The 25,051-nt window shown below is 55.4% G+C and carries 36 protein-coding genes; 35 read left to right on the plus strand and 1 reads right to left on the minus strand.

Annotated elements, in window-relative coordinates:
* Positions 1–6: 6 nt before the first annotated feature.
* The 13 genes from HMPREF1147_RS10995 to HMPREF1147_RS11055 are packed head-to-tail and all read left to right on the plus strand — an operon-like array spanning position 7 to position 8,577.
* The gene (locus HMPREF1147_RS10995; RefSeq protein ID WP_009658937.1) at positions 7–234 is read left to right on the plus strand and encodes a DUF6148 family protein; all 228 of its coding nucleotides are present in this window, start codon (positions 7–9) and stop codon (positions 232–234) included.
* Positions 235–238: 4 nt separating this feature from the next.
* Positions 239–1,798, plus strand: coding sequence for a phage portal protein (locus tag HMPREF1147_RS11000; protein WP_009658945.1), 1,560 nt, complete (start codon positions 239–241; stop codon positions 1,796–1,798).
* Between the two features lie 46 nt (positions 1,799–1,844).
* A complete protein-coding gene (locus HMPREF1147_RS11005) occupies positions 1,845–2,945 on the plus strand; it encodes a head maturation protease, ClpP-related (RefSeq protein ID WP_009658941.1) in 1,101 nt (366 codons plus the stop codon).
* Positions 2,946–2,950: 5 nt separating this feature from the next.
* Positions 2,951–3,295, plus strand: a complete 345-nt coding sequence (locus tag HMPREF1147_RS11010; RefSeq protein ID WP_009658930.1) for a head decoration protein — start codon at positions 2,951–2,953, stop codon at positions 3,293–3,295.
* 12 nt (positions 3,296–3,307) lie between these two features.
* Positions 3,308–4,360 (plus strand): major capsid protein, encoded by a 1,053-nt coding sequence (locus HMPREF1147_RS11015; RefSeq protein WP_009658917.1) that lies wholly within the window; start codon positions 3,308–3,310, stop codon positions 4,358–4,360.
* 11 nt (positions 4,361–4,371) lie between these two features.
* Entirely contained in the window at positions 4,372–4,659 is a 288-nt protein-coding gene (locus tag HMPREF1147_RS11020) for a hypothetical protein (RefSeq protein ID WP_009658921.1), read from the plus strand.
* A complete protein-coding gene (locus tag HMPREF1147_RS11025) occupies positions 4,656–4,982 on the plus strand; it encodes a sugar ABC transporter ATP-binding protein (RefSeq protein WP_009658959.1) in 327 nt (108 codons plus the stop codon). The genes HMPREF1147_RS11020 and HMPREF1147_RS11025 overlap by 4 nt, the downstream gene beginning before the upstream one ends.
* The gene (locus HMPREF1147_RS11030) at positions 4,979–5,515 is read left to right on the plus strand and encodes a phage tail protein (RefSeq protein ID WP_009658948.1); all 537 of its coding nucleotides are present in this window, start codon (positions 4,979–4,981) and stop codon (positions 5,513–5,515) included. The genes HMPREF1147_RS11025 and HMPREF1147_RS11030 overlap by 4 nt, the downstream gene beginning before the upstream one ends.
* Complete coding sequence (locus HMPREF1147_RS11035) at positions 5,512–5,997, plus strand: hypothetical protein (protein ID WP_037351558.1); 486 nt, start codon at positions 5,512–5,514, stop codon at positions 5,995–5,997. The genes HMPREF1147_RS11030 and HMPREF1147_RS11035 overlap by 4 nt, the downstream gene beginning before the upstream one ends.
* A gap of 2 nt (positions 5,998–5,999) precedes the next feature.
* Positions 6,000–6,296 (plus strand): hypothetical protein, encoded by a 297-nt coding sequence (locus tag HMPREF1147_RS11040; RefSeq protein ID WP_009658952.1) that lies wholly within the window; start codon positions 6,000–6,002, stop codon positions 6,294–6,296.
* Positions 6,296–7,747, plus strand: a complete 1,452-nt coding sequence (locus HMPREF1147_RS11045; protein WP_009658971.1) for a phage tail protein — start codon at positions 6,296–6,298, stop codon at positions 7,745–7,747. The genes HMPREF1147_RS11040 and HMPREF1147_RS11045 overlap by 1 nt, the downstream gene beginning before the upstream one ends.
* Positions 7,748–7,760: 13 nt before the next feature.
* Positions 7,761–8,285 (plus strand): phage major tail tube protein, encoded by a 525-nt coding sequence (locus HMPREF1147_RS11050; RefSeq protein WP_009658933.1) that lies wholly within the window; start codon positions 7,761–7,763, stop codon positions 8,283–8,285.
* Between the two features lie 13 nt (positions 8,286–8,298).
* Positions 8,299–8,577 (plus strand): phage tail assembly protein, encoded by a 279-nt coding sequence (locus HMPREF1147_RS11055; protein ID WP_009658947.1) that lies wholly within the window; start codon positions 8,299–8,301, stop codon positions 8,575–8,577.
* Between the two features lie 201 nt (positions 8,578–8,778).
* On the opposite strand, the gene HMPREF1147_RS11060 is transcribed toward HMPREF1147_RS11055, so the two are convergent.
* Entirely contained in the window at positions 8,779–9,012 is a 234-nt protein-coding gene (locus HMPREF1147_RS11060) for a hypothetical protein (protein ID WP_009658967.1), read from the minus strand.
* 62 nt (positions 9,013–9,074) lie between these two features.
* On the opposite strand from HMPREF1147_RS11060, the gene HMPREF1147_RS11065 reads away from it, so the two are divergent.
* From HMPREF1147_RS11065 to HMPREF1147_RS12350, 22 genes are all read left to right on the plus strand, one after another.
* Entirely contained in the window at positions 9,075–11,351 is a 2,277-nt protein-coding gene (locus HMPREF1147_RS11065; protein WP_009658916.1) for a phage tail tape measure protein, read from the plus strand.
* Positions 11,344–11,547: a hypothetical protein gene (locus tag HMPREF1147_RS11820; protein WP_071530723.1), complete on the plus strand. Its 204-nt coding sequence runs from the start codon at positions 11,344–11,346 to the stop codon at positions 11,545–11,547. The genes HMPREF1147_RS11065 and HMPREF1147_RS11820 overlap by 8 nt, the downstream gene beginning before the upstream one ends.
* A gap of 4 nt (positions 11,548–11,551) precedes the next feature.
* Positions 11,552–12,568, plus strand: coding sequence for a phage late control D family protein (locus HMPREF1147_RS11070; RefSeq protein ID WP_009658955.1), 1,017 nt, complete (start codon positions 11,552–11,554; stop codon positions 12,566–12,568).
* Positions 12,558–12,959 (plus strand): phage baseplate assembly protein V, encoded by a 402-nt coding sequence (locus tag HMPREF1147_RS11075; RefSeq protein WP_009658926.1) that lies wholly within the window; start codon positions 12,558–12,560, stop codon positions 12,957–12,959. The genes HMPREF1147_RS11070 and HMPREF1147_RS11075 overlap by 11 nt, the downstream gene beginning before the upstream one ends.
* An 11-nt stretch (positions 12,960–12,970) precedes the next feature.
* Positions 12,971–13,291, plus strand: a complete 321-nt coding sequence (locus HMPREF1147_RS12455; RefSeq protein WP_037351560.1) for a PAAR domain-containing protein — start codon at positions 12,971–12,973, stop codon at positions 13,289–13,291.
* A gap of 2 nt (positions 13,292–13,293) precedes the next feature.
* A complete protein-coding gene (locus HMPREF1147_RS11485; protein WP_009658946.1) occupies positions 13,294–13,959 on the plus strand; it encodes a phage tail protein in 666 nt (221 codons plus the stop codon).
* Positions 13,956–14,273, plus strand: coding sequence for a GPW/gp25 family protein (locus HMPREF1147_RS11090; RefSeq protein WP_009658934.1), 318 nt, complete (start codon positions 13,956–13,958; stop codon positions 14,271–14,273). Before HMPREF1147_RS11485 ends, HMPREF1147_RS11090 begins: the two co-directional genes overlap by 4 nt.
* Positions 14,270–15,379, plus strand: a complete 1,110-nt coding sequence (locus tag HMPREF1147_RS11095; protein ID WP_009658961.1) for a baseplate J/gp47 family protein — start codon at positions 14,270–14,272, stop codon at positions 15,377–15,379. The genes HMPREF1147_RS11090 and HMPREF1147_RS11095 overlap by 4 nt, the downstream gene beginning before the upstream one ends.
* On the plus strand, positions 15,357–16,019 hold the full coding sequence (locus tag HMPREF1147_RS11100; protein WP_232208091.1) for a phage tail protein I: 663 nt from the start codon (positions 15,357–15,359) through the stop codon (positions 16,017–16,019). Before HMPREF1147_RS11095 ends, HMPREF1147_RS11100 begins: the two co-directional genes overlap by 23 nt.
* Positions 16,012–17,421 carry a tail fiber protein gene (locus HMPREF1147_RS11490; RefSeq protein ID WP_009658923.1) on the plus strand — a complete coding sequence of 470 codons (1,410 nt, stop codon included), beginning with the start codon at positions 16,012–16,014 and terminating at the stop codon, positions 17,419–17,421. Before HMPREF1147_RS11100 ends, HMPREF1147_RS11490 begins: the two co-directional genes overlap by 8 nt.
* Before the next feature lie 19 nt (positions 17,422–17,440).
* Positions 17,441–17,821, plus strand: a complete 381-nt coding sequence (locus tag HMPREF1147_RS11110; protein WP_009658927.1) for a hypothetical protein — start codon at positions 17,441–17,443, stop codon at positions 17,819–17,821.
* Positions 17,818–17,976 (plus strand): CD1375 family protein, encoded by a 159-nt coding sequence (locus HMPREF1147_RS11115; RefSeq protein ID WP_009658966.1) that lies wholly within the window; start codon positions 17,818–17,820, stop codon positions 17,974–17,976. Before HMPREF1147_RS11110 ends, HMPREF1147_RS11115 begins: the two co-directional genes overlap by 4 nt.
* A 66-nt stretch (positions 17,977–18,042) precedes the next feature.
* The gene (locus tag HMPREF1147_RS11120; RefSeq protein ID WP_009658954.1) at positions 18,043–18,579 is read left to right on the plus strand and encodes a phage holin family protein; all 537 of its coding nucleotides are present in this window, start codon (positions 18,043–18,045) and stop codon (positions 18,577–18,579) included.
* Between the two features lies 1 nt (position 18,580).
* Positions 18,581–19,075: a peptidoglycan recognition family protein gene (locus HMPREF1147_RS11125; protein WP_009658972.1), complete on the plus strand. Its 495-nt coding sequence runs from the start codon at positions 18,581–18,583 to the stop codon at positions 19,073–19,075.
* Positions 19,076–19,120: 45 nt separating this feature from the next.
* Positions 19,121–19,408, plus strand: a complete 288-nt coding sequence (locus HMPREF1147_RS11130) for a hypothetical protein (RefSeq protein WP_198002999.1) — start codon at positions 19,121–19,123, stop codon at positions 19,406–19,408.
* Positions 19,409–19,475: 67 nt separating this feature from the next.
* Positions 19,476–20,042 (plus strand): hypothetical protein, encoded by a 567-nt coding sequence (locus tag HMPREF1147_RS11135; RefSeq protein WP_009658914.1) that lies wholly within the window; start codon positions 19,476–19,478, stop codon positions 20,040–20,042.
* 204 nt (positions 20,043–20,246) lie between these two features.
* Entirely contained in the window at positions 20,247–21,161 is a 915-nt protein-coding gene (gene ylqF / locus HMPREF1147_RS11140) for a ribosome biogenesis GTPase YlqF (RefSeq protein ID WP_009658965.1), read from the plus strand.
* 8 nt (positions 21,162–21,169) lie between these two features.
* Positions 21,170–21,934: a ribonuclease HII gene (locus HMPREF1147_RS11145; RefSeq protein ID WP_198003000.1), complete on the plus strand. Its 765-nt coding sequence runs from the start codon at positions 21,170–21,172 to the stop codon at positions 21,932–21,934.
* 21 nt (positions 21,935–21,955) lie between these two features.
* Positions 21,956–24,067 carry a hypothetical protein gene (locus HMPREF1147_RS11150; RefSeq protein WP_009658924.1) on the plus strand — a complete coding sequence of 704 codons (2,112 nt, stop codon included), beginning with the start codon at positions 21,956–21,958 and terminating at the stop codon, positions 24,065–24,067.
* A gap of 101 nt (positions 24,068–24,168) precedes the next feature.
* Entirely contained in the window at positions 24,169–24,492 is a 324-nt protein-coding gene (locus tag HMPREF1147_RS11155; protein ID WP_009348947.1) for an EscU/YscU/HrcU family type III secretion system export apparatus switch protein, read from the plus strand.
* 2 nt (positions 24,493–24,494) lie between these two features.
* On the plus strand, positions 24,495–24,851 hold the full coding sequence (locus tag HMPREF1147_RS11160) for a YraN family protein (RefSeq protein WP_009348946.1): 357 nt from the start codon (positions 24,495–24,497) through the stop codon (positions 24,849–24,851).
* On the plus strand, positions 24,848–25,051 hold a 204-nt coding region (locus tag HMPREF1147_RS12350), incomplete at its 3' end, for a hypothetical protein (RefSeq protein WP_232208092.1). The genes HMPREF1147_RS11160 and HMPREF1147_RS12350, both read left to right, overlap by 4 nt.

Raw genomic sequence — 25,051 nt, forward strand, 5'->3', positions numbered from 1 at the left:
ATACGAATGGCAAATAAGATACAGAACGAGCGCCTTGTGCAATACCTCGAGGCAGAACGTGCCGTCCTATCGGGGCAGTCGTACACCATCGGAAACCGTACGCTGACAAGGGCGAATCTCTCGACGATTCGTGCGGCGATTGACAGCCTCATTGCAGGAGGAGCGACGCTCGACGGCAGTGCGCCGGATATGCGCGGCATGAGTAAGCGTGTTGTGTTTGTAGACGGGAGGTGAACAGATGGCAAGGAAAAAGCGCCGCATCAGTGGGGCGCAGCGTCCGAATATCCAGAACAGCGGGTACAGCGAAGGCGGCGCATCGCAGACGAACAACATCCTCAAAACATGGAACCCTTGGAAGCTGTCAAGCAAGTCCGACATCGATCAGAATCTCAATCCGCTGCGCAACCGTGCAGCGGATACAGCAATCAATACGCCGATTGGCGCGGCGGCGATACAGTCCAGTGCAACGCACGCCGTTGGGACAGGCCTCACACTCTTCCCGCGCCCGCGCTTTAAGCAACTCGGCATGCGTCCGGATGATGCGCGGCGGTGGATTCGCGATGTGATGGCGGAGTTCCAGATGTGGGCAAGTTCGAAGGACTGCGACATTTACCGCCGCAACAACTTCTACGATCTGCAGTACATCGCCTATCTGTCCTATCTGATCGACGGCGATGCATTTGCGCTCTTTCGGCGAAAGCCACCGGCAAAAACTGCGCCGTACAGCCTGCGTCTCCAACTGATCGAAGCAAACCGCGTGAGCAACCCGCTTGATACTGGACTTGCAAATTATACAAGCGTTGAGATGCGTGCGCCGATGGCGGGGCATCGCATCATATCCGGAGTGGAGATTGATGCAGACGGTGCCATTGCCGGATACTGGGTATGCAACAAAGTGCCGTATGACCACATTGACACGCAGGGGGCACCGGAATGGATACGAATCAAGGCGTTCGGTGATGGAACAGGACTGCCGAACATCCTGCAAATTTGCCATGACGTGCGCGCAGATCAATATCGCGGCGTCCCGTACCTTGCACCTGTGCTCGAAACCCTGAAACAGATGAGCAGGTTCACGACAGCGGAACTTGCAAACGCGATTGTGAAATCATTTTTTGCACTGTTTTTCACGCAGACATCGAACGTATCAGGGACACTGAACAGCATGCTCGGGAGTGCCTATGACGGAGATCCGAACGAGCCTGTTGTGAATGTCAATGATTACGCACTGGGACCGGGTACGCTCAATGCTCTGCCGTCCGGTGTGGACGTGAAATCAGTCAACTCAGGCGACGGACAGAGCACCTTCGGCGTATTCACGCAGGAGCTTGTCAAGCAAATCGGCGCGGCGCTGGGGCAGCCCTACGAAGTCCTCATGAAGAGTTTCACGAGCTCATACAGTGCGAGCCGTGCAGCACTCTTGCAGGCGTGGGACGAATACCGGATGCGGCGCGTGTGGTTCGCGCGCGATTTCTGTCAGCCCGTCTATGAGGTATGGCTTGCGGAGGCGGTCGCACTTGGGCGCATTGACGCACCGGGCTTTTTCGACGATCCGCTCACGCGTGCCGCATGGTGCAATGCAGAATGGTTCGGCCCCACAATGAGCATCCTTGACCCTGTGAAGGACGTGAACGGCTCACGCCTGCGCACAGAGTACGGACTTAGCACGCTCGAACGCGAGGCGGCAGAGATGACAGGCTCAGACTATGAGGAGAATCTGGAACAGATCGCCTATGAGAGATCGCTGCAGAAGAAACTTGGACTGTTGGAGGAAGAGGAAAATAAACCCGCTCAATAATGAGCGGGTTTTTTGATGCACATTTCCCATGAAAGGAGGTGATACGATGGGAAGATTTTGGGAGATCAAGAACGATGCAGGCGCGGATGCGGAGCTTTTGCTCTATGGTGCGATCTCGGATAGATCGTGGAGCAGTGATGATGTGACACCGCGTCTTTTCGCAGAGGAGCTTCATGCTCTCGGAGGGAAGTCGCTCACGGTGCGTATCAACAGTCCCGGCGGCGACGTATTCGCGGCGCAGAGCATCTATAATCAGCTGCGTACGTATGGTGGGCGTGTCACGGTGCGGATTGACGGGCTTGCCGCGAGTGCAGCGACGATTGTCGCCTGTGCGGGAGATACCGTCATCATGCCGACGAACGCGCTCTATATGATCCACAACCCCGCAACCGTTACGGTGGGGGATGCGGCAGAGATGCGCACGGCAGCGGATGTGCTGGACACCGTTCGCGAGACAATCGTAAACGTCTATCAAAAGCGCACGGGCGAACATCTGACAGCAGAGGAGCTCACCGCCATGATGGATGATGAGACGTGGATGACGGCGCAGGAGGCACTTGCCTATGGATTCGTTGACCAGATCGACGAACAGAGCACAGTGACGAACTGCGTCAAAGACGGTCTGTTGATCGTCAATTCCGTATCCTGCGACCTGGGGAAATTCAGGCACGCGGATAAGGTGAGAGAACTTTTGAACAGAAAGGACAGCGTGATACCTATGGGAGCAAACACAGGAGGAAATGATCTGCTGAACAAGATCAAAGACCTGCTCGGCGGTACGGCAAAGGAACAGGGCGATAGAGAACCCGCGCCGACGGTATCGGCGGATGATGTCGTGCAGGCTGAGCGTGCGCGCCTTCTTGCGCTGGACGCGCTCGATGACCGTACAAATGCGGCGGTGACGAAGATTGTCAATCTGGCGAAGGAGAACGGCAGCACGGTGGAGCAGGTCCAGCCATATGTTGAAGCGGTCAAGGGCGCGGTAGAGACGCGCAATGTCGCAGATGAGATTCGCAAGCTGATCGAAGACCATCTGAACTCGGGCGCATCTGCCGTCACACCGTCGCCGCAGCCGAAAGACAAGGAAGAGCAGACACAGGCCGACATCGATGAAGTTGTTGCGATCGCGAACAAGAACAGGGGGTAAAGGATATGGCAATCAAAGAGACGATGGCGGGTGTCGCCTATGACGGGCTTTTCGGCGGTGCAGAGGTCGAAGTCCTCACGCGCAACGTAACGCTCGCATCGGGGCAGAACGTCAAGCGCGGAACACTGCTCGGCGTGACGGGCGGCAAGTACGCCGTCGCCGCAAAGGGCGGCAAGGCGGTCGCAGTCGCGGCGGAGGACATCAACGCGACGAGCGCGGATACCGCAGGAACGGCGTACATCACGGGCTATTTCAACCGTGAGAAGCTGATTGCGGCATCGGGGGACACGGTGACAGCACATGAAGAGGAACTGCGCGACGCGGGGATTTTCCTCACGTCCATGAAGTAAGGAGGTTACAGTATGGCTATTGGACTGAAAGACACGATTTCGCTCATGCAGGCGATGGAGCGCATCAAGCCGCCGGCAACACTGCTGGTCGATACGTTCTTCCCGCAGATTCCGACGGCGGCGGTCACGACGAAGATTGCCGTCGAGTACCGCAAGGGCGGACGCCGTCTCGCGCCGTTTGTGGTGGAGGGCGGTCACGGCATCAATGTCGCGCGCACGGGATCGACAGTGGACATCTACGAGCCGCCGATGGTTGCGCCGCGCCGCACGGTACGTCCGGAGGATATTGAGCAACGCGGTTTTGGCGAGACAGTTTACTCGACAAAGACGCCCGCCCAGCGTGCCACGGAGATTCAGGCGAACGACCTTGCCGACATGCAGGCGATGATCATGAACCGCAAGAATCAGATGGCGGCGGAGATTCTGACGACAGGTGCATACACGATCAACGGATATGCAGACGACGGCACGACGGTGAAGACTGCGAAGATTGCCTTTGACTGGAGCCAGAAGATCACGCCGTCGACCACATGGGATCAGCCGAATGCGAGCATCTACAGCGACCTGCGGAACGCATCGGCGCTCATTCAGGAGAATGCGGGGGTTGTTCCGACCGTTGCAATCGTTGGCAAGAACATCGCGGACTACATGCTTGGCAACAATGAGATCATGAAGTGGCTTGCTGTTCCATCGAATGCGAATCTCTCTATGGCGAGTATCCAGCCGCGTATCGAGAGTCCGCAGGTTGCACGCATCGGCCTCATCCAGTCGCTGAACCTCGAGGTTTACAGCTACATGGAGACATACACGAACGATGCGGGCAAGACCGTCCCGTTCCTTGGTGAGAATGATGTTATCATCGGCGTACCGGGGCGCGGGCGTCAGCTGCACGGGGCCGTCACGCTCATCAATGACACGGAAACAGGCTTTGAGACCTATTCCGGTCTCTATGTGCCGCAGTATGCCGCATCGAAGTCGGCGAACACGATGAGCCTCACACTCTACAGCCGTTTCCTGCTCGCTCCTGAGTTTGTCGACGACTGGGCATACATCAAGGCGAAATGAGGTGACGGACGATGAAGGTTGTTGTAACGAACGGCTATGTGACTGTCGGGAGCATCCTGCATGCTGTGGGCGTGGAGCTTGATCTTCCTGAAGGTACCGCAAAAAAACTCCTTATGGAGGGCGTCGTCTCTCTTCCTGACATGACCATGCCTGTGGAGGAGCAGAGCGGGGAGGATACGGGGGCAGAGCAGAATGACGGAGAGGATACGGGAGCAGAGGACACAGATCTCGCACCTGCCGAACTTCCTTCTGTGGACCCTGCGGCCGCCGCGAAAAAGATGCGCGGCAAAAAGGCATGAAATCCTTTCGGGAGCAGGCTGCGGATGACCTCGGCGTGTTTCTGAATTCGGACGAGTTCGCCGAGATGCACACAGTCAATGGAATGGCGGTGCAGGCCGTCCTTGAGGGGCTGACAACGAAAGAATATGTTCAGCGTACCGGGCGCAGCGCATCATTCGAGGGAATCGATGCGCGCACATTGGTTCTGCATATTCGTAAAGCCGATATTCCGCCGGTTGTGCATGGCAACGTCATTGAGGTCAACGGCGAGATGTACCGTATCGATGATGTAACGGACGATATGGGCATCCTCACATTGACACTGGAGGCGGGGGCGATATGAGCGTAGAGGTTGACGTGCGAGTTATCGATAAAGCGGTGAAAGCGTTGGGGAAAGTACCGAATGCTGTAGAACAAGCGACGGCGGCGGCACTCAATCGCGCAGTGATCGCAGGACGAACCGCCGTGTCAAAAGGGGTTCGAGAGCACTATACAATTCGGGCATCCGACATCAAAGGACAGGTGTGCATCAAGCGCGCTGCAAAAAGCAGCCTCAAGGCCGCTGTTACAATCAGTGGATCTCCGATTGACCTCACGAACTTTCGTGTGCGGATTTCGCGCAGAGGCGCATATGCACAAGTAAAGAAGGGCGGTGGCGGTATTTTGCCTCGCTCTTTTTTCATGGCTGTGGGCAAGGCGGGGCTCTATCATAGAGCATCCGAATCCCGTCTACCGATTCAGCGTGAGTTTGGTCCGTCTGTTCCGCAGATGGCGGGGGAGACAAACGTCAGTAAAGGTGTGCAAGAGCGTATGCAGGAGGTCTTTCAGACGCGCTTTGAACACGAGGTCATGCGTAGATTGGAGGTGATGGAATGACACCGATCGGATGTGCTCGAGCGTTGGCGGACTTCCTGCAACAGCATTTCGACGATATTAAGTACTGCCCGATTGATGAGAAGATCGCGACGAACCGTCTTATCGTCCGTGACGGTTTTTTGCCAAAGGTCACAAGTAATGAGGAGAAGAAAAAGCAAGATCCGTACATCGTCATTCGACCTGTGGAAATCACGGACACGGATGAAGGCTCTGTGGTGAAGCTCCAACTCCTCATGATGACGTACAGCGCAGATATGGAGAAGGGGCACCTCGATCTTTACCACATGGCGGAGATCGTACGGCAGTCAGTGGAGCAACAGACAGTCATCGACGGCATGTATATGCTTCAACTCCCCGTAAAGACGCTGATACCAGAGGAACAACCATGGCCGGAGTGGTGGGCGTATATGGAACTGTCCTATACGCTCGGCCGCCCCGGGGCGAGCATCAACCAGTATTTGACACAACAAATTGAGGTGTAACGATGGCAAAGAAAAACGATGAGACTGAAGTCAAGGTTTCGGAAGCACAAGAGCCGGCAGGGGCGAGTGCTACGCAGGTCATGTATGTGGGACCGAGTGTGACGAGCCTCGGGCTTGTGCAGAATCGGGTCTATCTCGGTGATACGGATGCGGTGTTTGCGCCGCTCAAGGAGAAATATCCGCTCATTATGCAGCTGGTTGTCCCTGTCGGGGACAGCGTGAAGGCGCGGGCGGACGTAAACACGCCGGGGACGGCGTGCTATATGGCTGCACAGCAGATTATGGGAGGTGAAGGGTAATGGCAACAGGCTATAAACACGGTATCTACGGGCAGGAGGTGCCGACATCCCTCGTCCCGATGACCCAGATCGGCGCGGGGCTTCCTGTCGTGTTCGGAACGGCGCCGGTGCATCTGGCGGCAGATGCGGCAAAGCCAAATACGCCGCTTCTCTGCTATAAGTATGACGAGGCGGTGTCAGCCCTCGGCTATTCCGACGATTGGCAGAAGTATACGCTCTGCGAGTTCATGAAGTCGCAGTTTGCACTCTACAATGTCGCACCGGTGGTCTTCGTGAATGTCCTTGACCCTGCGAAGCATAAGAACGCTGTCACCGATCAGACCGTCACGCTCACGGAGCACGTCGGGAAACTCGCAAAAGCCGTGATTCTCTCGACACTGAAGGTCAAGAAAGCATCTGCGGGGCAGCCGCTTACGGCGGGCGTTGACTATACGGCGACATACGGAGCGGACGGTGCACTTGTGATTACGGCACTCTCGGGCGGCGAGGTGCATGACGCGGCGACGCTCTATCTCGACTATGACGAACTTGCGCCGGAGAAAGTCACAGCGGACGACATTGTTGGCGGTGTCGATACGCAGACGGGTGCATATTCCGGGCTTGAGCTCGTGGCGCAGGTCTATCCGAAATTCGGACTGATTCCGGGGCTCACCCTTGCGCCGGGCTGGTCGGACAGCAGCAAGGTCGCGGCGGCCATGATCGCAAAGTCTACGCGCATCAATGCACGCTTTGAGGCGATTGCTCTTGCGGATATTTCCATCAAGGAGGCCAAGAAGTACACGGACGTGAGCGCATGGAAGCGGAAGAACAACTTTGTGGATCCGCAGCTCGTTGCGTGCTGGCCGAAGGTAGCACTCTCCAAGACGCAGTACCACATGTCGACGCAGCTTGCAGGCGTGATCTGTGCAACGGATGCGAAGAACGACGATGTGCCGTACAAGTCGCCGTCGAACGAGAACATCAAGTGTGATGCGACGGTAGTTGATGGCGGGGCAGAGGTTTTGCTTGACGTAGAGACCGGCGCCTACCTCAACGGGCAGGGCATTGTCACCGCAATCAACGAAGGCGGTTGGCACGCATGGGGCAATCGTATGAGCTGCTATCCCGGCAACACCGATGTCAAAGACAGTTTTATCCCGATTCGCCGTATGTTCTGTTGGATCAACAACACGCTGATCACGACATTCTGGAACAAGATCGACGACCCGATGAACAAGCGTCTCATCTCGACTACCGTCGACAGTGCGAACATCTGGCTGAACGGGCTCACAGCACGCGGCTACATCCTCGGCGGGCGCGTAGAGTTCCGCGAGGATGAGAATACAACAACGGACCTCATGGACGGTATCCTGCGCTTCCATGTCTATTTTTCACCGCCGTCGCCTGCACGTGATATTGAGTTCGTGCAGGAATATGATCCGTCGTACATCAAGACGCTGTTCGGAGACTGAGGAGGGAGCGTAAATGGCTTATAACGTAGTACGGGACAAACTGACCGACTATGCTGTCTTTAAGGACGGCAAACTGCTGCTCGGAACGGCGGACATTGAGTTGCCGAGCATTGAGTACTTGACGGATACCATCAAGGGCCCGGGCATCGCGGGCGAAGTTGATATGCCGACTATGGGCATGACGAGCTCCATGGAGGTCAAACTCAATTGGCGCACGGTCAACGAAGATCTCACGGAGCTCATGGCGCCGCGTGCACATGACCTCGAGTGTCGCGGCGCACAGGCGCATTATGACAGTGCCACAGGGCGTATCCGTCAGGTGCCTGTCGTTGTCAAGGTGCGCGTCCTGCCGAAGTCCGGAGAACTCGGCAAGTTCGAGACGGGAGCAACGACGGGGTCGAGCAACACGATGGAATGCGTCTATCTCAAGGTGTCTGTCGACGGGAAAACGCGCGTTGAGATTGACAAGTTCGCGCGCGTGTTCCGTATCAACGGGACGGACTTCATGGCGGAGATTCGCGCAGCGCTTGGACTGTAAGAGGGGAGATCGTATGAAAATCACACTGGCAAAGCCTGTCACCTACAAAGAGCAGGAATATAAGGAGCTGGACATTGACCTCGATGGGCTGAACGGCATCGACCTCATGAAGGCAAACGCCGCACAGCGCGGCAATCCGGATAATGTTGTTCCGGCGTTGTCGATGGGCTATCAGGCGCAGGTGGCGGCATTTGCCGCCAACGTGCCGATCGAGGTCATCCATCAGCTCTGCGCACCGGATTTCGTGAAGGTCACGATTGAGGTGCAGAATTTTTTGCTCGGCAGGGACTGATTGACCTTGATGGGGGTCACAGTCCAAGCACGCTGATTCGCGGTGCGGTCCTCTATCTGTCACAGGTCACATACACACCTGTTGAATTTTGGTTGTCACTGACACTTGCAGAGCTCATCGACTGGGGTGAAGAGATCCGGCGCCGCATGGAGAAATGATAAAAGCACTTGCTCACAGCAAGTGCTTTTATCATGGAATCATTTATATTTTACGTTCCGGATGCCTCTCAAAATAGGCTTTCTGGTACTTGCTGTACTGACGGACCGCGAGCACAACACCGACCGAACCGAGGAGAACGAATGCAAGGAGCAGCGGCTCTGACAAAACCGTCTTGAGAACATCAGATACTCCTGTGACGAGAACAAACACAAGACAGAAGATCAAGAACAGTGTCATAAGAATCCAACGAAAGAAGGAGTTCAATGCATCAAACATAATAGCACCTCCGCACATCGATCTGTATATACATATTATAGCATACGAAAGGAGGCGGGTCTATGGGAAAGCTGATGGAGCTTGCATTTTCGATCAGTGGAAAGCTCGGCTCGACGTTCACAGGCTCTACACAAAAAGCATCGCAATCACTTGCACAGCTGAAAGCTGAGGCGAAGAAACTGGAAGCGGCGGTCAAAGAGACCGAGCGCGCACAGAAGTTGCTGAATCAGTCTTTTGAGAGTGGATTTACGAGCGAAAAAGCCTATGCAACAAATATGGCGGCAATGAAAAAGAACCTCATGGAGTACAACAGTGCGCTGCTCAAGAATGCTGATCTGCGCGCAAAGGCCGCGGGGGCGGACATTGGGGAGCAGGCAGACGGAAAAAGCGGCGGTATGCTCTCTAAGGCGATGGGCGTAGCGGCAAAGGCTGTTTCCTTTGGGGCAATCGCGGGCGGGATTCAGTCTGCTGTCGGTGCGGCCGTTGATTTTGAGTCTGCAATGGCGGACGTGCGCAAGGTCGTTGACTTTGATACGCCGCAACAGTTCAAGGACATGCAGCAGGATATTCTAAAGCTGACACGCACACTGCCAATGACCGCCGAGGATATTGCAAAGATTGTCGCCTCGGGCGGACAGGCGGGCATCGCGAAAGAAGACCTGCTTGGATTTGCGGAATCCGCTGCAAAAATGGGCGTTGCGTTTGATATCACCGCCGAACAAGCGGGCGACATGATGGCAAAATGGCGCACGGCGTTTAAGATGAATCAAGATGAGGTGGTTACACTCGCCGATAAGGTCAATTACCTTGGCAATACGACTGCCGCATCCGCGCCGCTTATCTCCGAAGTTATTACACGCATCGGGCCGCTCGGCGAGGTCGGCGGTGTTGCGTCCGGTGAGATTGCGGCGCTCGGCGCGTCGATTGTCGGCTCCGGTGTCTCCTCGGAGATTGCGGCGACGGGTATCAAGAATCTTGTGCTCGGCATGACTGCTGGAGAAGGCGCAACAAAAACACAGGCTGACGCATTCGCATCGCTAGGTATGGATGCGACGGAGATGGCAAAACGGATGCAGGTGGACGCAAAAGATGCAATCATCGACGTAATGAAAGCTATTCGGGCGCTGGATAAAGATCAACAGGCAACCGTGCTCAAAGACTTGTTTGGTAAAGAATCCATCGGTGCAATCGCTCCGCTTCTCAGCAATCTTGAGGGGCTGGAGGAGAATTTTAACAAGGTGGCTGATGCAGCACAGTACGGCGGATCTATGAATGCGGAGTTTCAGGCGCGGTGTGAGACAACAGAGAACTCCCTGCAGCTTATGAAGAATGCGGCAGGAGAGCTTGCCATCAATCTCGGAAGTGTCCTGCTTCCGTACATCAAAGATGGCACCGAGGCGATCAGCAAACTTGTGCATGGACTTATTTCGTGGGGGCAGGAGAATCCCGGAATCATTGCAGGGATGGCGGAGATGGCAAAAATAGTCACGTTCCTGCTTGTTGCATACAAGGTCGGTGCAGGGATCTCGGTGCTTTCCATGGCCCTTCAAGCTGCAAGTTTGTCGACACGCGCCATGACACTCGCGCAAACAGCGTTGAATCTTGCTATGAGTCTTAACCCCGTCGGGCTTGTCATCATGGGGGTTGCCGCTCTGATTGCCATCGGGTATGAACTTTATATGCACTGGGAAGAGGTCAAAACGTTTTTCGTTGGAATGTGGGAGAGCCCTGCGGGCGCAATCCTCTCTTTTATAGGGGGACCAATTACCGCGCTGATCTATACTGTGTCGCTCATCATAGCGAACTGGGAAGCGGTTAAGGCTTGGTTCACGCTCCTCTGGGATGACCCTGCTGCAGCTGTTATACAGTTCGTTGATTTTTTGGAGGAGAAAATCGGTGTGGGGGTCGAGTGGGTCAAAGAGAAATGGGAAGGGCTGAAAGAGGTGCTGTCGCACCCAATCGATGCGGTTGTTAATTTTATCAGCGGCGGAGACAGCAACGCCGCAGCGGCATCCGGTGTTGATATCTCCGCAAATGCGCGCGGAGGCATCTACGGACATGGCGCATTTTTGACAACCTTTGCAGAGGATTCACCCGAGGCGGCAATTCCGATCGACGGTTCTGCGCGCGCTGCTTCGCTCTGGCGGCAGACGGGCGAAATGATGGGGCTTTTGCCGCAGTGTGGCGGAGGCGTCAGCCTGTCGATCTCCGCGCCGATCACGATCAACGGCAACGCAGACAGCAGTGTCATTGCACAGATCCAGCAGGGAATCGACGACGCCGTAAAGCAGGCGCTGGCACGAATTCAGCACGAGAGGGGGCGCGTGAGCTTTGCCTAAGACATACACGACCGTATCCGGCGATGAGTGGGACATGATCGCAAGAGATCAGCTTGGCAGTGAGCGTTATACAGCGCTACTCATGCACGCGAATCCTGACCATCTGAATACCGTCATATTCTCGGCAGGGGTCACTCTCCTTATTCCCGAGGTCACGACACCAATACCGAGTAGCCTGCCGCCGTGGAGGAGATAGCTGTATGATTGCGCGCAACATCAAGGTGAAGGTACTCTACAACGCAAAGGATATATCGGAAGACCTCGCCAAATATCTGAAAGCCGTCACCTACAACGACGTTATGAGTGGCTGCGCAGACGATGTAAGCCTCACACTCGAGGACATGACAGAGCTCTGGGAGGGCGACTGGCTGCCGGAGAAAGGGGCGACGCTCACCATCAGCCTCATTTCGCAGAATTGGGCGGCGGATGATGAGGGCGAGAAAAAGCTTGACCTTGGCATCTTTGAGATTGACGAGATCGAGATGACAGGGGTGCCGCATGAGGTCAAAATCAAGGCGGTATCCGTGCCGGACAATAACACACTGCGCGGCGTTGAGCGCAACCGGAGCTGGGAAAAGACGAAACTCTCGGTCATCCTGCGCGACGTTGCTGCAGGGGCGGGAATGGAGCCGTACTATGGTGTTGACGATGACCCAGAACTTGACCGCGCGGAGCAGACAGAGGAATCCGATCTTGCGTTTCTCCTGCGGCTTTGCAAGGATGCAGGGCTTGCACTGAAAATCACGGATGGCAAGATTGTCGTGTTCGATGAGGCGGAGTATGAACAGCAGGAGCCTATTGCAACCATACAACGCGAGGGCTCGAATATCAAAAGCTATCAAATCCGCTCCAAGACGCGGGATATCTATAAAGCGTGCCGCGTCAAGTATGCGAACCCGAAGAAGGGCATCAACATTGAATATACATTTACCCCCGATGCGTCAAAGACGGGGAAGGTGCTGCAGGTCAATGAGCAGGTGGAGAGCATCGCCGCCGCCGAAAAGCTGGCAAAAAAGAAACTGCGCGAGAAGAACTGTGAGGAGACAACCATCGGACTGACGCTCATGGGTTCGTTCGATCTCTTGGCGGGCAATACCGTCACACTCAAGGGGTTTCACGCCGTCGACGGTAAATACATCATCACGAAGGGAAGCCACAGCATCGGCGGAGGTTACGGGCTGAGCGTGGATCTAAGGAGGTGTCTGAATGGCTACTGATCCGCATATCAAAAACCTCATCCGTATGGGTCGCGTATCTTCCATACATCCGGCGGAGATGGCGGTCAAGGTCGTATTCGAAGACAAGGATAATCTTGTTTCCGACATGCTCCCCGTGCTCGTGCGTGGGAGCAGTGGGAACCGCGACTATTGGCTGCCGGATGTGGGCGAGCAGGTTTGCTGTCTCATGCTGCCAAACGGACATAATGCGGGCATCTGTCTCGGCTCGTACTATTCTGAGAGTGATCCTCCGACAATTGCCGACGCGCAGAAACGTCGCATTGATTTCGGCGACGGTTCTTTTGTGGAGTTCGACCGTGCGACGGGCGGCCTGACCATCCGGTGTACGGGGGATATTGTCGTCAACGGGCGGACAATCTCGTTGAACTAGGGGGTAATGCAATGCCATCAGCAGTAAGAGACGGAGATGAGACAACAGGCGTATGCAACAAGGGATTGCCGTGCTGTCCGCATGGCCGAACTGGTACAGCGAGCGTGACGAGCAGCAATGTATTCGTCAACGGAAAGGGGCTGCATCGTCTGCATGACACGGGCCCGACGAACTGCCTGCATGGAGGTATCTTTGAGAGCGTTGTCGGTAGCGCGTCTGTGTTTTGCAATGGTCAGCCTGTGATACGTATTGGCGATGCAACCACTTGTCAGTCATGCGGGCAGTCAGGAAGTCATACGACGGGAAGCGGGAATGTGTTTGTAGGAGGATAGTGATGAGCATATGGGATTCGCTGCAATCTGCCCTCCGAACTGCAATTGCAAAATCGGGCGGACTCGGTACGTTGGGCGACATATCTTTTCGCGTGTCGGCGTGGAATGACGTACACACATTTGACGACCTCACACGTAGTGCAAAGAATCGGACGGCTGGACATGAGATTATCGGGCAGAAGCCGTTCACAGAATATCTCGGTCCCGATCTCCAGACGCTGAGCCTAAAGATCAAACTCCACGCGCAAAGAGGGGTAAATCCGCGCGAGGAAGTTGAACAGCTGATTGAATACTGTGAGAGCGGGAAAGTACTGACCTTTACCGTCGGTGGGCAGAAGATGGGCAGGAACAAGTGGCTTGTCGAATCTGTCGGCGAAGCTATCAAGTATTACGACAATCACGGGAATATTCTTGCCACAGAGGTTGATCTGACACTGAAAGAGTATGTTGTGACCAAGCAACTTGAGGAACAGACGCAGGAGCAGAAAAAGGCGGGAAAGAAAAACCGCTTCATGGATGCGGTCAAGAAAGCTGTGAAGTACTACGATGATGCAGGAAAGCTCATTGAAAAGGCGACGAATGTTATCAGGCAGTACGGCAACATAGAGAAAGTCATTGAGGATAAGTCCGCTGAACTTATAAAAAAACATCTGGGAGGTAAGTTATGACGATCGCCGAGATCATTGCAACAGGTTCGCCCGGCATCACTTTTGCTCCGAGGAGCGAGACAGAGGAGGTCATACAGAATGTGCGGACAATCCTCACAACGCGGCGCGGATCCGTACCACTTGACCGCAATTTTGGGATGGATACGTCGATTGTTGACCAACCTGTGAACCGTATCCATGCGATCCTCACGACGGAGATTATCGAGAACGTCGAACGATATGAGCCGCGCGCCGAGGTTGTTTCTGTAGACTTTACGGGAGATGGAGTAGAGGGCGTTATTGTTCCTCGTGTAAAGGTGGTGATTCATGTATGAGTATTCGCGATATTGACTTTGTCGAGACGGATACCGAAACGGTCAAAGCGGAAGTCATCGCCGAATATGAGCGCGCGGCGGAACGCTCGCTCGCACATGGCGATCCGGTTCGGCTCTTTTTGGAGAGCATCGCAAGCGTGATTGCGCATCAGAGGACGCTCATCGATTATACAGGGAAGATGAACCTTCTTCTGTATTCGCGTGGTGAATATCTCGATCATATCGGTATCTTGGTCGGGGCATGGCGGATTCCTGCCGTGGCGGCTACAGCACAATTTAAGATCACACTCTCGGCGGCACGTCCGAATGCGGTCACTGTCCCGAAGGGGACGCGCATCAGCGCATCGGAGAGCGTGTTTTTTGCACTGGACAAAGACATCGTTATCCTTGCAGGGGAGACTGCGGCGACGGTGAGCGGGACGTGTGCCAATGTAGGGGAGGGCGGCAATGGCTATGCCCCGGGGGAAATCAAAACGATTGTCGATCCTGTGCCATATGTGCAGACTATCGTCAACACAACGACCTCGGAGGGCGGTGCAGATGTGGAAGATGATGAGGCGTTCCGTACGCGCATACAGGAAGCACCAGAACATTTTAGTGTTGCGGGACCAGCTGCGGCGTATGCGTATTTTACAAAGTCTGCATCGGCGCTCATTGTTGACGTTGCTGTAACATCGCCGAAGCCGGGAGAGGTCAATATTTACCCAATCCTACAGAAAGGAACCCTGCCGGGGGACGAGGTGCTGCGCGAAGTACGAGAGGCTGTTGACACCGATGATGTACGGCCGCTGACGGACAAGGTCACTGTGTCAGCACCGACAACGATCAGCTATAACCTTGAGCTCACATACTACATTGACGAGGCAGACGCAGCGCGTGAGGCCGCAATCAAGTCCGAGGTGGAGAAGTCCATTGAGGACTATGTTGTTTGGCAGCGCTCTAAGATTGGGCGGGATATCAACCCCACCGAACTGCAGTATTGCATTCGTGCGGCAGGAGCGAAGAGAGCTGTCATAACGGCACCTGAATTTGCGGCGGTCACTGAGACGGCAATCGCAGTCGTCGGAACAAAGAAAATAACGTATGGAGGACTTGAGCGTGGATAAAAACGTGCGAAACACAAGTCTCTCCGACATCATGCCATCGAACCTGTTGGAACATGAACCTGTGAGGGCCGCTGCAAGGGCTATCGCCCCGCAGTTGAAAGGGATTGCGAATACACTTCGCCTTGATGCGATCATCGCACATATCGACGAATTGCCGGAAAATATCATTGATATGCTTGCATGGCAGTGGCGCGTTGATTTTTACGATGTAGAATTGAACCTTGACGAAAAACGGCGTGCGGTCAAACAGTCGATTGCGATGCATCGTATCAAGGGAACAAAAAAAGCGGTCATGATAGCGCTGCGGATGGTTTATGCGAGCGGTGAGGTCAGCGAGTGGTTTGAGTACGGAGGGCGACCGTATTATTTCCGTATTCATTTCGTGCGACCGGCGATTGTTCGCACAGCGGATATTGACCGTGTAATCCGCATTGTCGACGCTGTCAAAAATGAGAGAAGTTGGCTCGAGAGCATTGGATTTTCGCGCCCCGCGAAAATCGGTTTGTACCATGGGGCAGCAATCTCAACAAACAAGGTGTACAACATCACGCCGCCACGCATAAAAGATTCGGTCATCCGTAGTGGAACGTATCACGGTGCAGGGGTGTCAGTTTATAAGGAGGTCATACTGCATGAGTAATTGGTCGGAACAACAATTCACGCGCAAAGGGGCAGAGCTGCGCGCAAAAGTCGAGGCGGGCAAGTGTAAGCTAGCTCTCACAAAAATGAAAATTGGGAATGGCAGCGTAACGCCAGGTGAGGTTGATCGTATGACTGATCTCAAAAACCCGCAGCTTGTATTTGGTATCAGCTCTTGTACAGTCAGCGAGGAGGACAGCACTGTTTGTAAAACGGTCGGAATTGCATCATCGACCAATGTCGAAAACAGTTTTTTAGTATCTGAGATGGGGATCTATGCAACAGATCCAGACATAGGCGAAATCCTGTATCTTGTGTGTATCGACTCTGTACCGGATACCATGCCGAATAAGCGTGTCGCCTCGCCCGTTACACTGACATATCAATTTGACATCGTAACGAGCAACACTGCAAATGTTACGGCGGTGATTACGCCAACGGGGCTGGCAACGGCGAAAATGGTAAATGATCACCGTACCGCCGCCGAGCTCGATCATCCAGAGAAGTCTGTACACAAGAAGCACCTGCATGCGGATGCGTACGAATCCCCTGCTCTCACGGGCACGCCGACCGCACCGACCGCCGCACGTGGAACGAACACCGCACAGATTGCAAACACTGCCTTCGTGGCACAAGCAATCGCAGCTCTCGTGAACTCCAGTCCCGCAGCGCTTGACACCTTGCAGGAGCTTGCAAAGGCAATCGGGAACGATCCAAACTTTGCGACGACAATCCTCAATAAGATCGCCGAGAAGGTAAGCAAGAGCGGCGACACGATGAGCGGGAACCTCAATCTGGGCAAAGCTCTAAATTTCACGGGAGGGGTTACAAGCGCTGGGATTTGGCCCGGGCAGAAAGATGTAGGTGATCCGATCGCTGCACAGGATGCAAATCTCATTATTGCAAGTTGGTTCGGCATTGGATTTTACGACATGTGTAACAAGCAGGTATCTTGCGGGATCGACACACGTACGGGAAATTACCTCACGAACGGGAAGGTGATTACAAAAGGAGGAGTAGAAGGGAACCTCAATGGAACAGCCGATAATGCCAGCAAGCTTGGTGGAAAGTCGCTCGCTGACATCCTCGGAAAAATCACTGCACAGAATACGGGTGGCATCGTGGCAAGCTCGATCGCCCAGAATGGCTGGGTCAAGTTCGCAAATGGGCTCATCATACAGTGGGGTACGATTGACGGCTTGTCAAGTGCCGCTAGGTCCTATGCGTTCCCCATTGAGTTTCCTAATAAAGCATTCATGATAACGGGGGGTAGCGTAAGCTACGAATATGGGGTCACGCTTAAAACTGCCTCAAATGCCCAGTTTGTTGCAGCGTGGTGGCCTGACGAGCTTGGCACCCCACAGAACGGAAACCCGGTTCAGTTTATCGCGATAGGTCACTAACAAGGAGGGGGACCCAGTTATGGAATATCTAGCAAAATTTGACGACGCAGGACGCCGCACTGCGACCGTATGCAAAGGCGTCCACTATCAAACGGACGAAGAGCGGCAATCCTATCTTGATGGCGGCTACGTCCCGATTACAGAAGAGGATTACCATCACTACGTCGGCAATCGCGGCGGCGGGGAGCACGGAACGGGGTACATCCGTGATGCCGTGACGGGTAAGCCTGTATCAGCGCCCCCAGCCCCTGTTGTCGAAGAAGCACCACAGGAGCCGCCTATTGACGAGGAGCGTCTTGCCGCATTTGAGGCGACGGCAGCACAGGAAGCGCGGCTCGTGGAGCAGGAAGCACGTATCGCCGCGCTCGAAGCCACATTGAAAGGAGGTGAAGGGAAATGAAGAAGTGGAGCTATATGATTCCCGTTTACGCCTACCTCGTACGTCGCGGAACGTGGGCAATCTCCGAGGAGGATAAGAAGGAAGGGCAGAAGGTCGTCCCCGAGGTCTACCGTGAGGACGTAGCCGCCTACCTTGTGGAGCACACCGCAGGATAACAAAGAGCGCAGAAAAGCCGTCATAATACGTGGCGGCTTTTTCTGTGCACGGAAAGGAGATAACGTATGGATTTTATGCCGGTTATTCAGCGTCTTACGGAGGGATGGGGGGCAAAGGTAGGCTTGTCTGTTGCTCTTACCATAGCTTACGAAGATCATGCGCAGATCTTCGCCGCATTTGTCGCGCTCGTCTGTCTGGATCTCGTGACAAAATGGCTGTCACTCTCGCGCAAGTGTCTCGTTGATATGGGGAACGATCAGCCTTCCGTTTGGCAAGCATTTTGGAACATCAGAAACGCTGGGCGTAAGGGATACATTAAAAGCGATATGATGCGCAAGCGTTTTGTGCCGAAAATCCTGACCTATCTCGCTGTCGTTGCAGCAGCGGTGACGTTGGACTTCATCTTGCTCAAAACACATGCCCCGGCGTTCGCATCAACGCTCGTGATCGGATATCTCTCACTCACAGAATTTATCTCAATCCTCGAGAATATGCAGCACTCAGGAATTGAGGAAGCGGGGGCACTTGTTGATATGGCACGCCGCAAAGGCGGCATCGTGAAATCTTCGGGCGATAAGCCCGATGAGAAGGGAGAAAAATAACATGGAACGCATCCCTATCGTAGAGACCTATCTGGACATCGACCACAACCAGCTCACCACGCGGCGCGTGACCGATCAGATCGTCATCCACCACACGGGCAATCCTACGGATGACGACCTCTCGGCGGCAGAGATTGATGCCTCGCACAAGGCGCAGGGATGGACGTGCATCGGCTACCACTACGTCATCCGTAAGGACGGCACGGTAGAGCAGGGACGACCGCACTGGACGGTCGGTGCACATGCCTACGGGCACAACAGTCACACCATTGGCATCCACGTATGCGGGAACTTCGAGGAGGCAGAGCCGACGGATGCGCAGATCGAGAGTACGGCGATGCTGCTTGCCAACCTCTGTACGGACTACGGACTGCCGATTGACAGAGATCACATCGTCGGGCATCGGGAGCTCATGTCGACGGCGTGTCCGGGGGAGAACCTCTATGAGATGATGGATACGATTGTCGGCAAGGCAGCGTTTTATGCGGCGCAGTAATTGATTGGAGGTAAAATTATGAAGAGGGTTTTTATTTCGCAACCGATGCGTGGGCGTAAGGATGAAGAGATTCGTGCGGAACGTGATGCAATTTTGGCGCAGATTACGGAGCGCTTTTATGGGGAGGATGTAGAGGAGATCAAGAGTTTTCTTCCCAATGAGTTCCATACGGCGGGTTTTAAGAATGTTGCGCTGGCATATCTTGGAAAGGGTCTTATGTTGCTCGCGGATGCGGATGTTGCTGTGTTCGTGCAGGGGTATGCAGAGGCACGCGGTTGTCGTATCGAGCATGAGGCGGCGGTCGCGTACGGTGTGGAGCGCGTGTATGTGTAGGGGGTGGGTGCTCATGCTATATCGGGCGAAGGCTGTCGTTATAAGATACAGGGCGGCGTTGTTGGTGATGCTGTGTGTGGTGCTCCTCGGCGCTGCGTATGCGCTCGGACGGAGTTTCGCCTCGGAGCAGACGGCGGCGGAGAAACCTGCTGTCATGACGCAGGAACAGACGCAGGACGTTAAGGCACTGCGGGCGCAGCTCGACATCTCCAAGAGCAACGCTGAGACACTGCAGCGGCGTCTTGCGGACGTACAAGCGGGACAGCGTGCGCCGACGGTGACGTACCATGTCACAGCGCCTACGGTGGAGCGTGCTGCGCAGGTGGTTGAGCGTCAGATCAAGGAGGATGATCCGACACTGCCACGGGCAGCACGGGAGAAGTCTGATCGGACTGTGGTCACGCCGATCACGCAGGATAAGGACGGGCAACCCCTCCCACCGGAGGAGCAGAAAGTTGACGTGTATAAAATCAACCTGCGCAAAGACCACCGCATCAAGGCGGGCGCATCCGTGATTGACGGCAAGGCGCTCATGTCGATTGGGTACGAGCAAGGCAGGTTTGAGGCACTTGCACACTTTGACGGCTCGCGCTACAAGGGCGCGACCGTCACATACAATATCATAGAGTGGTAGTTCATCGCCCCGGGGCTTCGGCTTCGGGGTTTATTTTTTTGTCTCCCATTTTGCGCTCTCGTCTCCCATTTGTCTCCCGTTTGTGGGATTTTCACTTAAAATATGATATAGTACTGATAATGATGAATTATGATTTTCTCGCTCTATACATTTACGTATGCTGATAAAATCCAGTGAAATCAGGCATCGGAAGGAATACACATAATGACTGATAACAACAATACAATCGATATGCCGCGCCTGCAATGGTATCCCGGGCATATGCGGAAGGCGGAGCGGCTTGTTAAGGAAAATCTGAAGCTCGTGGATGTGGTGGTGGAGCTGCTCGATGCGCGGATTCCAATGAGCTCGGCGAACCCCGTGCTGCGTGAGATCGTCGCGGGGAAAACGCGTCTTATTGTGCTGAACAAATCCGACCTTGCCGATCCCACGGCGACGCGCGCATGGGTACAGTATTTTGCATCGCAGGATATTGTCGCCGTGCCGGTGGATGCGGTGAAAGGGAGCGGTACGAAGGAACTTGTGCAGGCGATTCAAAAACTTGCCGCGCCGCGTACGGAAAAGCTCGCAAAACACGGAGCGAAGCCGCGTGCCGCGCGCTGTATGATTCTCGGCATCCCAAACGTGGGGAAGTCCTCTCTCATCAATCGTCTTTCCGGCGGCGCGCGGACAAAGGTGGAGAACCGTCCCGGCGTGACGCGGGCAAAGCAGTGGATTCGTATCGGCGCACAGCTCGAACTGCTTGATATGCCGGGCATTTTGTGGCCGAAATTCGAAGATGCGCACGCCGCGCTCCGTCTTGCGTTCACCGGGGCGATCAGCGATACGGTTTACGACGTAGGGGGCGTCGTCTTGCAGCTCCTCCGGGTTCTCCATGCGGATAATCCGGCGACGCTGCGAGCGAGGTATGGTCTCGCAGAGAATCTGCCCACGGGCGTGGAACTGTTAGAGGAGATCGGGCGGCGACGCGGCTGTTTGGTGCGCGGCGGCAGGATCGACTATGAAAAGGCAGATCAGATTGTGCTCACGGACTTTCGCAGCGGACGTCTCGGGCGCGTGACGCTTGACTCGCCGATACAGGCGGAGACGACAGATACTTCAAGCGACTGTATACGGTGAAGGATTTGATGAATTTGACGATAAAAGAAATAGAGAGCGTGTTTTTGCACGGCGATGTGACGGAGGATTTTTTAGCGTCGTGCCGCGCGGATACGCGAACGTCCGTCGGAACTCTCCTGCACCGCTATGAGCGTATGTACCGGGAGCGGGAACGTCTTGCCGCGATGTACGCGTATGAGCGTGCGGCGGCGGCGCGCGGGCACATCCTTGTCGCGGGCGTGGACGAGGCGGGGCGCGGACCTCTTGCGGGTCCCGTGGCGGTTGCCGCCGCGATTCTTCCGCAGGAACTCTATTTACCGCGTCTGAATGATTCCAAAAAACTCAGCGCGAAAGTGCGCGCGGAACTTTTTGAAGAGATCAAAGAGAAGGCGATTGCCTATCATGTGACGCTCATCGATGCTGCGGAGATCGACCGCATCAATATTTTACAGGCGACGCGCCGCGGCATGTACGAAGCGATTGCGGCACTCATGCCCGCGCCGGAGGAAGTCCTCGTCGACGCGGTGGAGCTGCCGCAGCTCAGGATGCCCGCGCAGTCCATTATCAAGGGAGACGCGAAGTCCGCATCGATTGCGGCGGCGTCGATTCTGGCAAAGGTAACGCGCGATCGATTGATGGAGCGCTACGATACGGAATACCCCGGATATGGGTTCGCCGGTCACAAAGGATACGGGACGGCGGAGCACATCGCTGCGATTCGCGCGTTGGGCGTGACGCCGATTCACCGCCGCACATTCGAACCGATACGATCTATGGTGATGGAATCAATATAGTTTAGGAAGGTTGTGTCCGTTATGCCGATGGAAGCGAATGCCGCAGCAGTCTCTGCGGTGATGCCCGCGGCGCCCTCCCGCATCTCGGACGGGCGTCCGGTGCAGGGCGTGCAGGAGCGCGGCGGCGGGGATTTGTCGGCGGCATTCAGTCAACGGACAAACGTGTCGATTGAAACGGCGATCGACACATTGGCAGACGTTCTGTCGAAAATCAGCGGACGCCAACAGTCGAGCGTGGAGCAGATGCCGCAGGAGCTCAAGGCGGTGATTCAAAATATCATCAGGCAGTCCTTTTCCCTTGAGACAACCTTGGCGCAGGGGCTTGGCAGCACGGCGGCAAGTCAGCGGTTTTCAACGGATCAGCTGACGACGCTCTCGCGGATGCTCAATCAACTGGGCAATCTCGCGGAGGCAGGGGCGGCGCCGCAGGTGAGCGACGAGCTTGCGGCTCTTTTGACAAAGATGAAATCGGCGATTGCACGGGAAACGGGCGGCACGTTCGAGCCGGTCATGCTGACCAAAGCCGCGTTTCAACTGCTCGATACCGGGAACGCGCAGCTCCTGCCGAAGGAACTGCGCGCATTTCTCGAAAATCTTAATATGCAGTCCGCACAGGGGGGCAATATGCAGTCCGGGGGAACGCAGGCATCCGGCGCTGCGCCGCTTGGCTTCCTAAGCCGCCTCGTGCAGTCCCTGATGCCGCGTGAGCCTATGGGGACGAATACCGGCGCACCGCAGACCGGGAACGCGCAGAGTGCGAGCGGAATGCCGGCACAGGCGAATACAGTGCCGACACCTGCGTCGCAGGGGGCAAATCCCGCGACAGTGTCGGCGAACGCAGCATCTCAGGCAGAGCAGGGCGCGCAGCCCGCGCCGCAGGTGCAAACTGGCAGCGGTTCCGCACAAGGCACTGCTGCGGGACAGACTACACCGGAAACACCTAGCCAATCCGTCGTAGGACAAGAAGCCGCCGCACAAGGAGCCGTTCGTACAGAACCACAGCAGGGGGAGCGGCAGGCTTCTAGGCAAGCTGCACAGCCGCAAGGTACGCCGGAAAACGGCTCCCCCGTGCAGCAAAGTACAGCCGCGCGCGGAGCTGCGCAAGTTCCAACGGATTCCGCACAGCCCGGGATGCAGGACGGGCGTCCGCAGGCGAGCATACAGAACGCCGCCCCCGCCGCGCAGACGGCGCAGCAGGGCACACAAGGCAGTCCACAGACAGCAGAGACTGCCCGGCAAATGCCGAAAGATAATACGTCTCCTGCCGGAACGCCCGCCCCTGAGACCAACGGGCGCCAAGACGCGGTGACGACACAGCAGCGGACGGCGCAGCGCACGCAGAGTACAGCACAAACGACCGGCGGGCAGGCGAACGCAGGCACACAGGTGCAGCCGTTAGAGAATACGCCGCAGACGATGCAGACCATGCGCGCCGCCGCACAGACACTGCTCTATCAAAACGAAAATCTCTCCCAACGGGAAGTACAGCTCCTGCAAAATTTCGTGAACAGCCGGAACAGCACGCTGAGCGACGCCGATGCTAAGCAGCTGCAGCAGCTTATAGAGATCGTGCAGCAGAACGTCCCGGGGACGGTTCGGCAGGCGGCGGCAGAACAGCGTATGCCCGACCTGCCGCGCCTATGGGCGTTCATGCAGACGGCGGATATTGTCACCACGCGCAAGATGAACGCTGAGCAGTATAAGCGCGCCGGCAGGAACGTCGCGGCGCTTGCGCTCTCCATGCGCGGCGCACTCGAGGGGGAGAACGCCGCGCCTCAGCCGGGACAGCGCTCCATGAACTTTGTGATGCCGCTCTTCATGGGCGAGGCGGAGTATCCCGCGTATATCCACGTCTATGACGAATCCCACGAGGATGAGGGCAGCGAGCAAATCAAAAAAGAAACGTGGCTGCGCATCTGTGTGCTCACCGATCACATCGGTACGGTGGAGCTGATCAACCGCATCTATGAGGAAACACATGTCGATATGCGGCTTTATTTCTCCGATCCGGACGCCGCATGGGAGTTCCGCAGTCATCTGGACGACATTCGAGCCTCCGCCGAGGATACGCCGATCGTCATCGAGGGCATTCAGATTGGTGCGATCGGCGAGCGGCGATTCTTTACAAATTAAATGCGGGGAGCATTGTAATTTGCCGATATCGGCGTCTTGACGAAAAAAGAACACACGGCGTATAATATCAATTGGATTTACAACGCAAGGATGGGTGAGATATGCCGGAAAATTGGATGATGGACGCTCCGCCGGCAGACGACTTGTCCGAGGAACAGGAGCAGAAAGCAGTCGCGGTTCGCTACGATGTGGAAAAAGATCGAGCTCCGCGCGTCACGGCAAAGGGACGTTCGCTTGTCGCGGATCGCATTCTCGCCGAGGCAAAGAAGAACGGCATTCCCGTCTATCAAAATAAATCTCTCGTCAATATGCTCATGGCGCTCGAGATCGACCGGGAGATCCCGCCGGAACTTTATCGCACTATCGCAGAGGTGCTCGCACATGTTTATCGAATTGACCGGCATATGGGGGACAGGAGTTCATAAGCGTGAGAAATAAGATACTGGGATCGCAGGGCGAACAGCGAGCAGCGGAATATCTCACGGAACACGGCTGCACCATATGTGAGCGCAATTTCCGTGTGAAGACAGGGGAGATCGATATCATCGCCGACGATTGCGGCACGCTGGTCTTCGTCGAGGTGAAGACGCGCACCGGAACGCAGTACGGCACTCCGGCGCAGGCAGTGGACTTCCGCAAGAGAAATAAAATCGTCCAAACAGCATATTGGTATCTGCGGCAGAGACAGATCGACGATCGTCCCTGCCGTTTTGACGTGATAGAGGTATATGCCGTCCACGGCGATTGGCGGGTGCGCCATATTAAGGGCGCCTTTGAGGCATGATGAAGCCGAGGGTTCATGGTAAAATGAAGTGGGACAGAAAAAAAGGACAGGCAGCGCTCAATGTGTTACAATGTTTTCACCACAAAAACAGAACAGAAGGTGCTGCCATGTCCCATACTCATTCTACCACAACCACGCGCTCATATAAACACCTAGACCCATATCGGCGCGGACAAATTTTTGCCCTCCTATCCACCGGT

The organism is Selenomonas sp. FOBRC9, from assembly GCF_000287655.1.
GTDB classification, from domain to species: domain Bacteria; phylum Bacillota; class Negativicutes; order Selenomonadales; family Selenomonadaceae; genus Centipeda; species Centipeda artemidis.

Bases quoted from the DNA above. Each gene is read 5' to 3' on its own strand.
- HMPREF1147_RS10995 (WP_009658937.1), top strand. From the start codon at position 7: ATGGCAAATAAGATACAGAACGAGCGCCTTGTGCAATACCTCGAGGCA.
- HMPREF1147_RS11000 (WP_009658945.1), top strand. From the start codon at position 239: ATGGCAAGGAAAAAGCGCCGCATCAGTGGGGCGCAGCGTCCGAATATC.
- HMPREF1147_RS11005 (WP_009658941.1), top strand. From the start codon at position 1,845: ATGGGAAGATTTTGGGAGATCAAGAACGATGCAGGCGCGGATGCGGAG.
- HMPREF1147_RS11010 (WP_009658930.1), top strand. From the start codon at position 2,951: ATGGCAATCAAAGAGACGATGGCGGGTGTCGCCTATGACGGGCTTTTC.
- HMPREF1147_RS11015 (WP_009658917.1), top strand. From the start codon at position 3,308: ATGGCTATTGGACTGAAAGACACGATTTCGCTCATGCAGGCGATGGAG.
- HMPREF1147_RS11020 (WP_009658921.1), top strand. From the start codon at position 4,372: ATGAAGGTTGTTGTAACGAACGGCTATGTGACTGTCGGGAGCATCCTG.
- HMPREF1147_RS11025 (WP_009658959.1), top strand. From the start codon at position 4,656: ATGAAATCCTTTCGGGAGCAGGCTGCGGATGACCTCGGCGTGTTTCTG.
- HMPREF1147_RS11030 (WP_009658948.1), top strand. From the start codon at position 4,979: ATGAGCGTAGAGGTTGACGTGCGAGTTATCGATAAAGCGGTGAAAGCG.
- HMPREF1147_RS11035 (WP_037351558.1), top strand. From the start codon at position 5,512: ATGACACCGATCGGATGTGCTCGAGCGTTGGCGGACTTCCTGCAACAG.
- HMPREF1147_RS11040 (WP_009658952.1), top strand. From the start codon at position 6,000: ATGGCAAAGAAAAACGATGAGACTGAAGTCAAGGTTTCGGAAGCACAA.
- HMPREF1147_RS11045 (WP_009658971.1), top strand. From the start codon at position 6,296: ATGGCAACAGGCTATAAACACGGTATCTACGGGCAGGAGGTGCCGACA.
- HMPREF1147_RS11050 (WP_009658933.1), top strand. From the start codon at position 7,761: ATGGCTTATAACGTAGTACGGGACAAACTGACCGACTATGCTGTCTTT.
- HMPREF1147_RS11055 (WP_009658947.1), top strand. From the start codon at position 8,299: ATGAAAATCACACTGGCAAAGCCTGTCACCTACAAAGAGCAGGAATAT.
- HMPREF1147_RS11060 (WP_009658967.1), bottom strand. From the start codon at position 9,012: ATGTTTGATGCATTGAACTCCTTCTTTCGTTGGATTCTTATGACACTG.
- HMPREF1147_RS11065 (WP_009658916.1), top strand. From the start codon at position 9,075: ATGGGAAAGCTGATGGAGCTTGCATTTTCGATCAGTGGAAAGCTCGGC.
- HMPREF1147_RS11070 (WP_009658955.1), top strand. From the start codon at position 11,552: ATGATTGCGCGCAACATCAAGGTGAAGGTACTCTACAACGCAAAGGAT.
- HMPREF1147_RS11075 (WP_009658926.1), top strand. From the start codon at position 12,558: ATGGCTACTGATCCGCATATCAAAAACCTCATCCGTATGGGTCGCGTA.
- HMPREF1147_RS12455 (WP_037351560.1), top strand. From the start codon at position 12,971: ATGCCATCAGCAGTAAGAGACGGAGATGAGACAACAGGCGTATGCAAC.
- HMPREF1147_RS11485 (WP_009658946.1), top strand. From the start codon at position 13,294: ATGAGCATATGGGATTCGCTGCAATCTGCCCTCCGAACTGCAATTGCA.
- HMPREF1147_RS11090 (WP_009658934.1), top strand. From the start codon at position 13,956: ATGACGATCGCCGAGATCATTGCAACAGGTTCGCCCGGCATCACTTTT.
- HMPREF1147_RS11095 (WP_009658961.1), top strand. From the start codon at position 14,270: ATGAGTATTCGCGATATTGACTTTGTCGAGACGGATACCGAAACGGTC.
- HMPREF1147_RS11100 (WP_232208091.1), top strand. From the start codon at position 15,357: ATGGAGGACTTGAGCGTGGATAAAAACGTGCGAAACACAAGTCTCTCC.
- HMPREF1147_RS11490 (WP_009658923.1), top strand. From the start codon at position 16,012: ATGAGTAATTGGTCGGAACAACAATTCACGCGCAAAGGGGCAGAGCTG.
- HMPREF1147_RS11110 (WP_009658927.1), top strand. From the start codon at position 17,441: ATGGAATATCTAGCAAAATTTGACGACGCAGGACGCCGCACTGCGACC.
- HMPREF1147_RS11115 (WP_009658966.1), top strand. From the start codon at position 17,818: ATGAAGAAGTGGAGCTATATGATTCCCGTTTACGCCTACCTCGTACGT.
- HMPREF1147_RS11120 (WP_009658954.1), top strand. From the start codon at position 18,043: ATGGATTTTATGCCGGTTATTCAGCGTCTTACGGAGGGATGGGGGGCA.
- HMPREF1147_RS11125 (WP_009658972.1), top strand. From the start codon at position 18,581: ATGGAACGCATCCCTATCGTAGAGACCTATCTGGACATCGACCACAAC.
- HMPREF1147_RS11130 (WP_198002999.1), top strand. From the start codon at position 19,121: ATGCGTGGGCGTAAGGATGAAGAGATTCGTGCGGAACGTGATGCAATT.
- HMPREF1147_RS11135 (WP_009658914.1), top strand. From the start codon at position 19,476: ATGCTGTGTGTGGTGCTCCTCGGCGCTGCGTATGCGCTCGGACGGAGT.
- ylqF (WP_009658965.1), top strand. From the start codon at position 20,247: ATGACTGATAACAACAATACAATCGATATGCCGCGCCTGCAATGGTAT.
- HMPREF1147_RS11145 (WP_198003000.1), top strand. From the start codon at position 21,170: ATGAATTTGACGATAAAAGAAATAGAGAGCGTGTTTTTGCACGGCGAT.
- HMPREF1147_RS11150 (WP_009658924.1), top strand. From the start codon at position 21,956: ATGCCGATGGAAGCGAATGCCGCAGCAGTCTCTGCGGTGATGCCCGCG.
- HMPREF1147_RS11155 (WP_009348947.1), top strand. From the start codon at position 24,169: ATGCCGGAAAATTGGATGATGGACGCTCCGCCGGCAGACGACTTGTCC.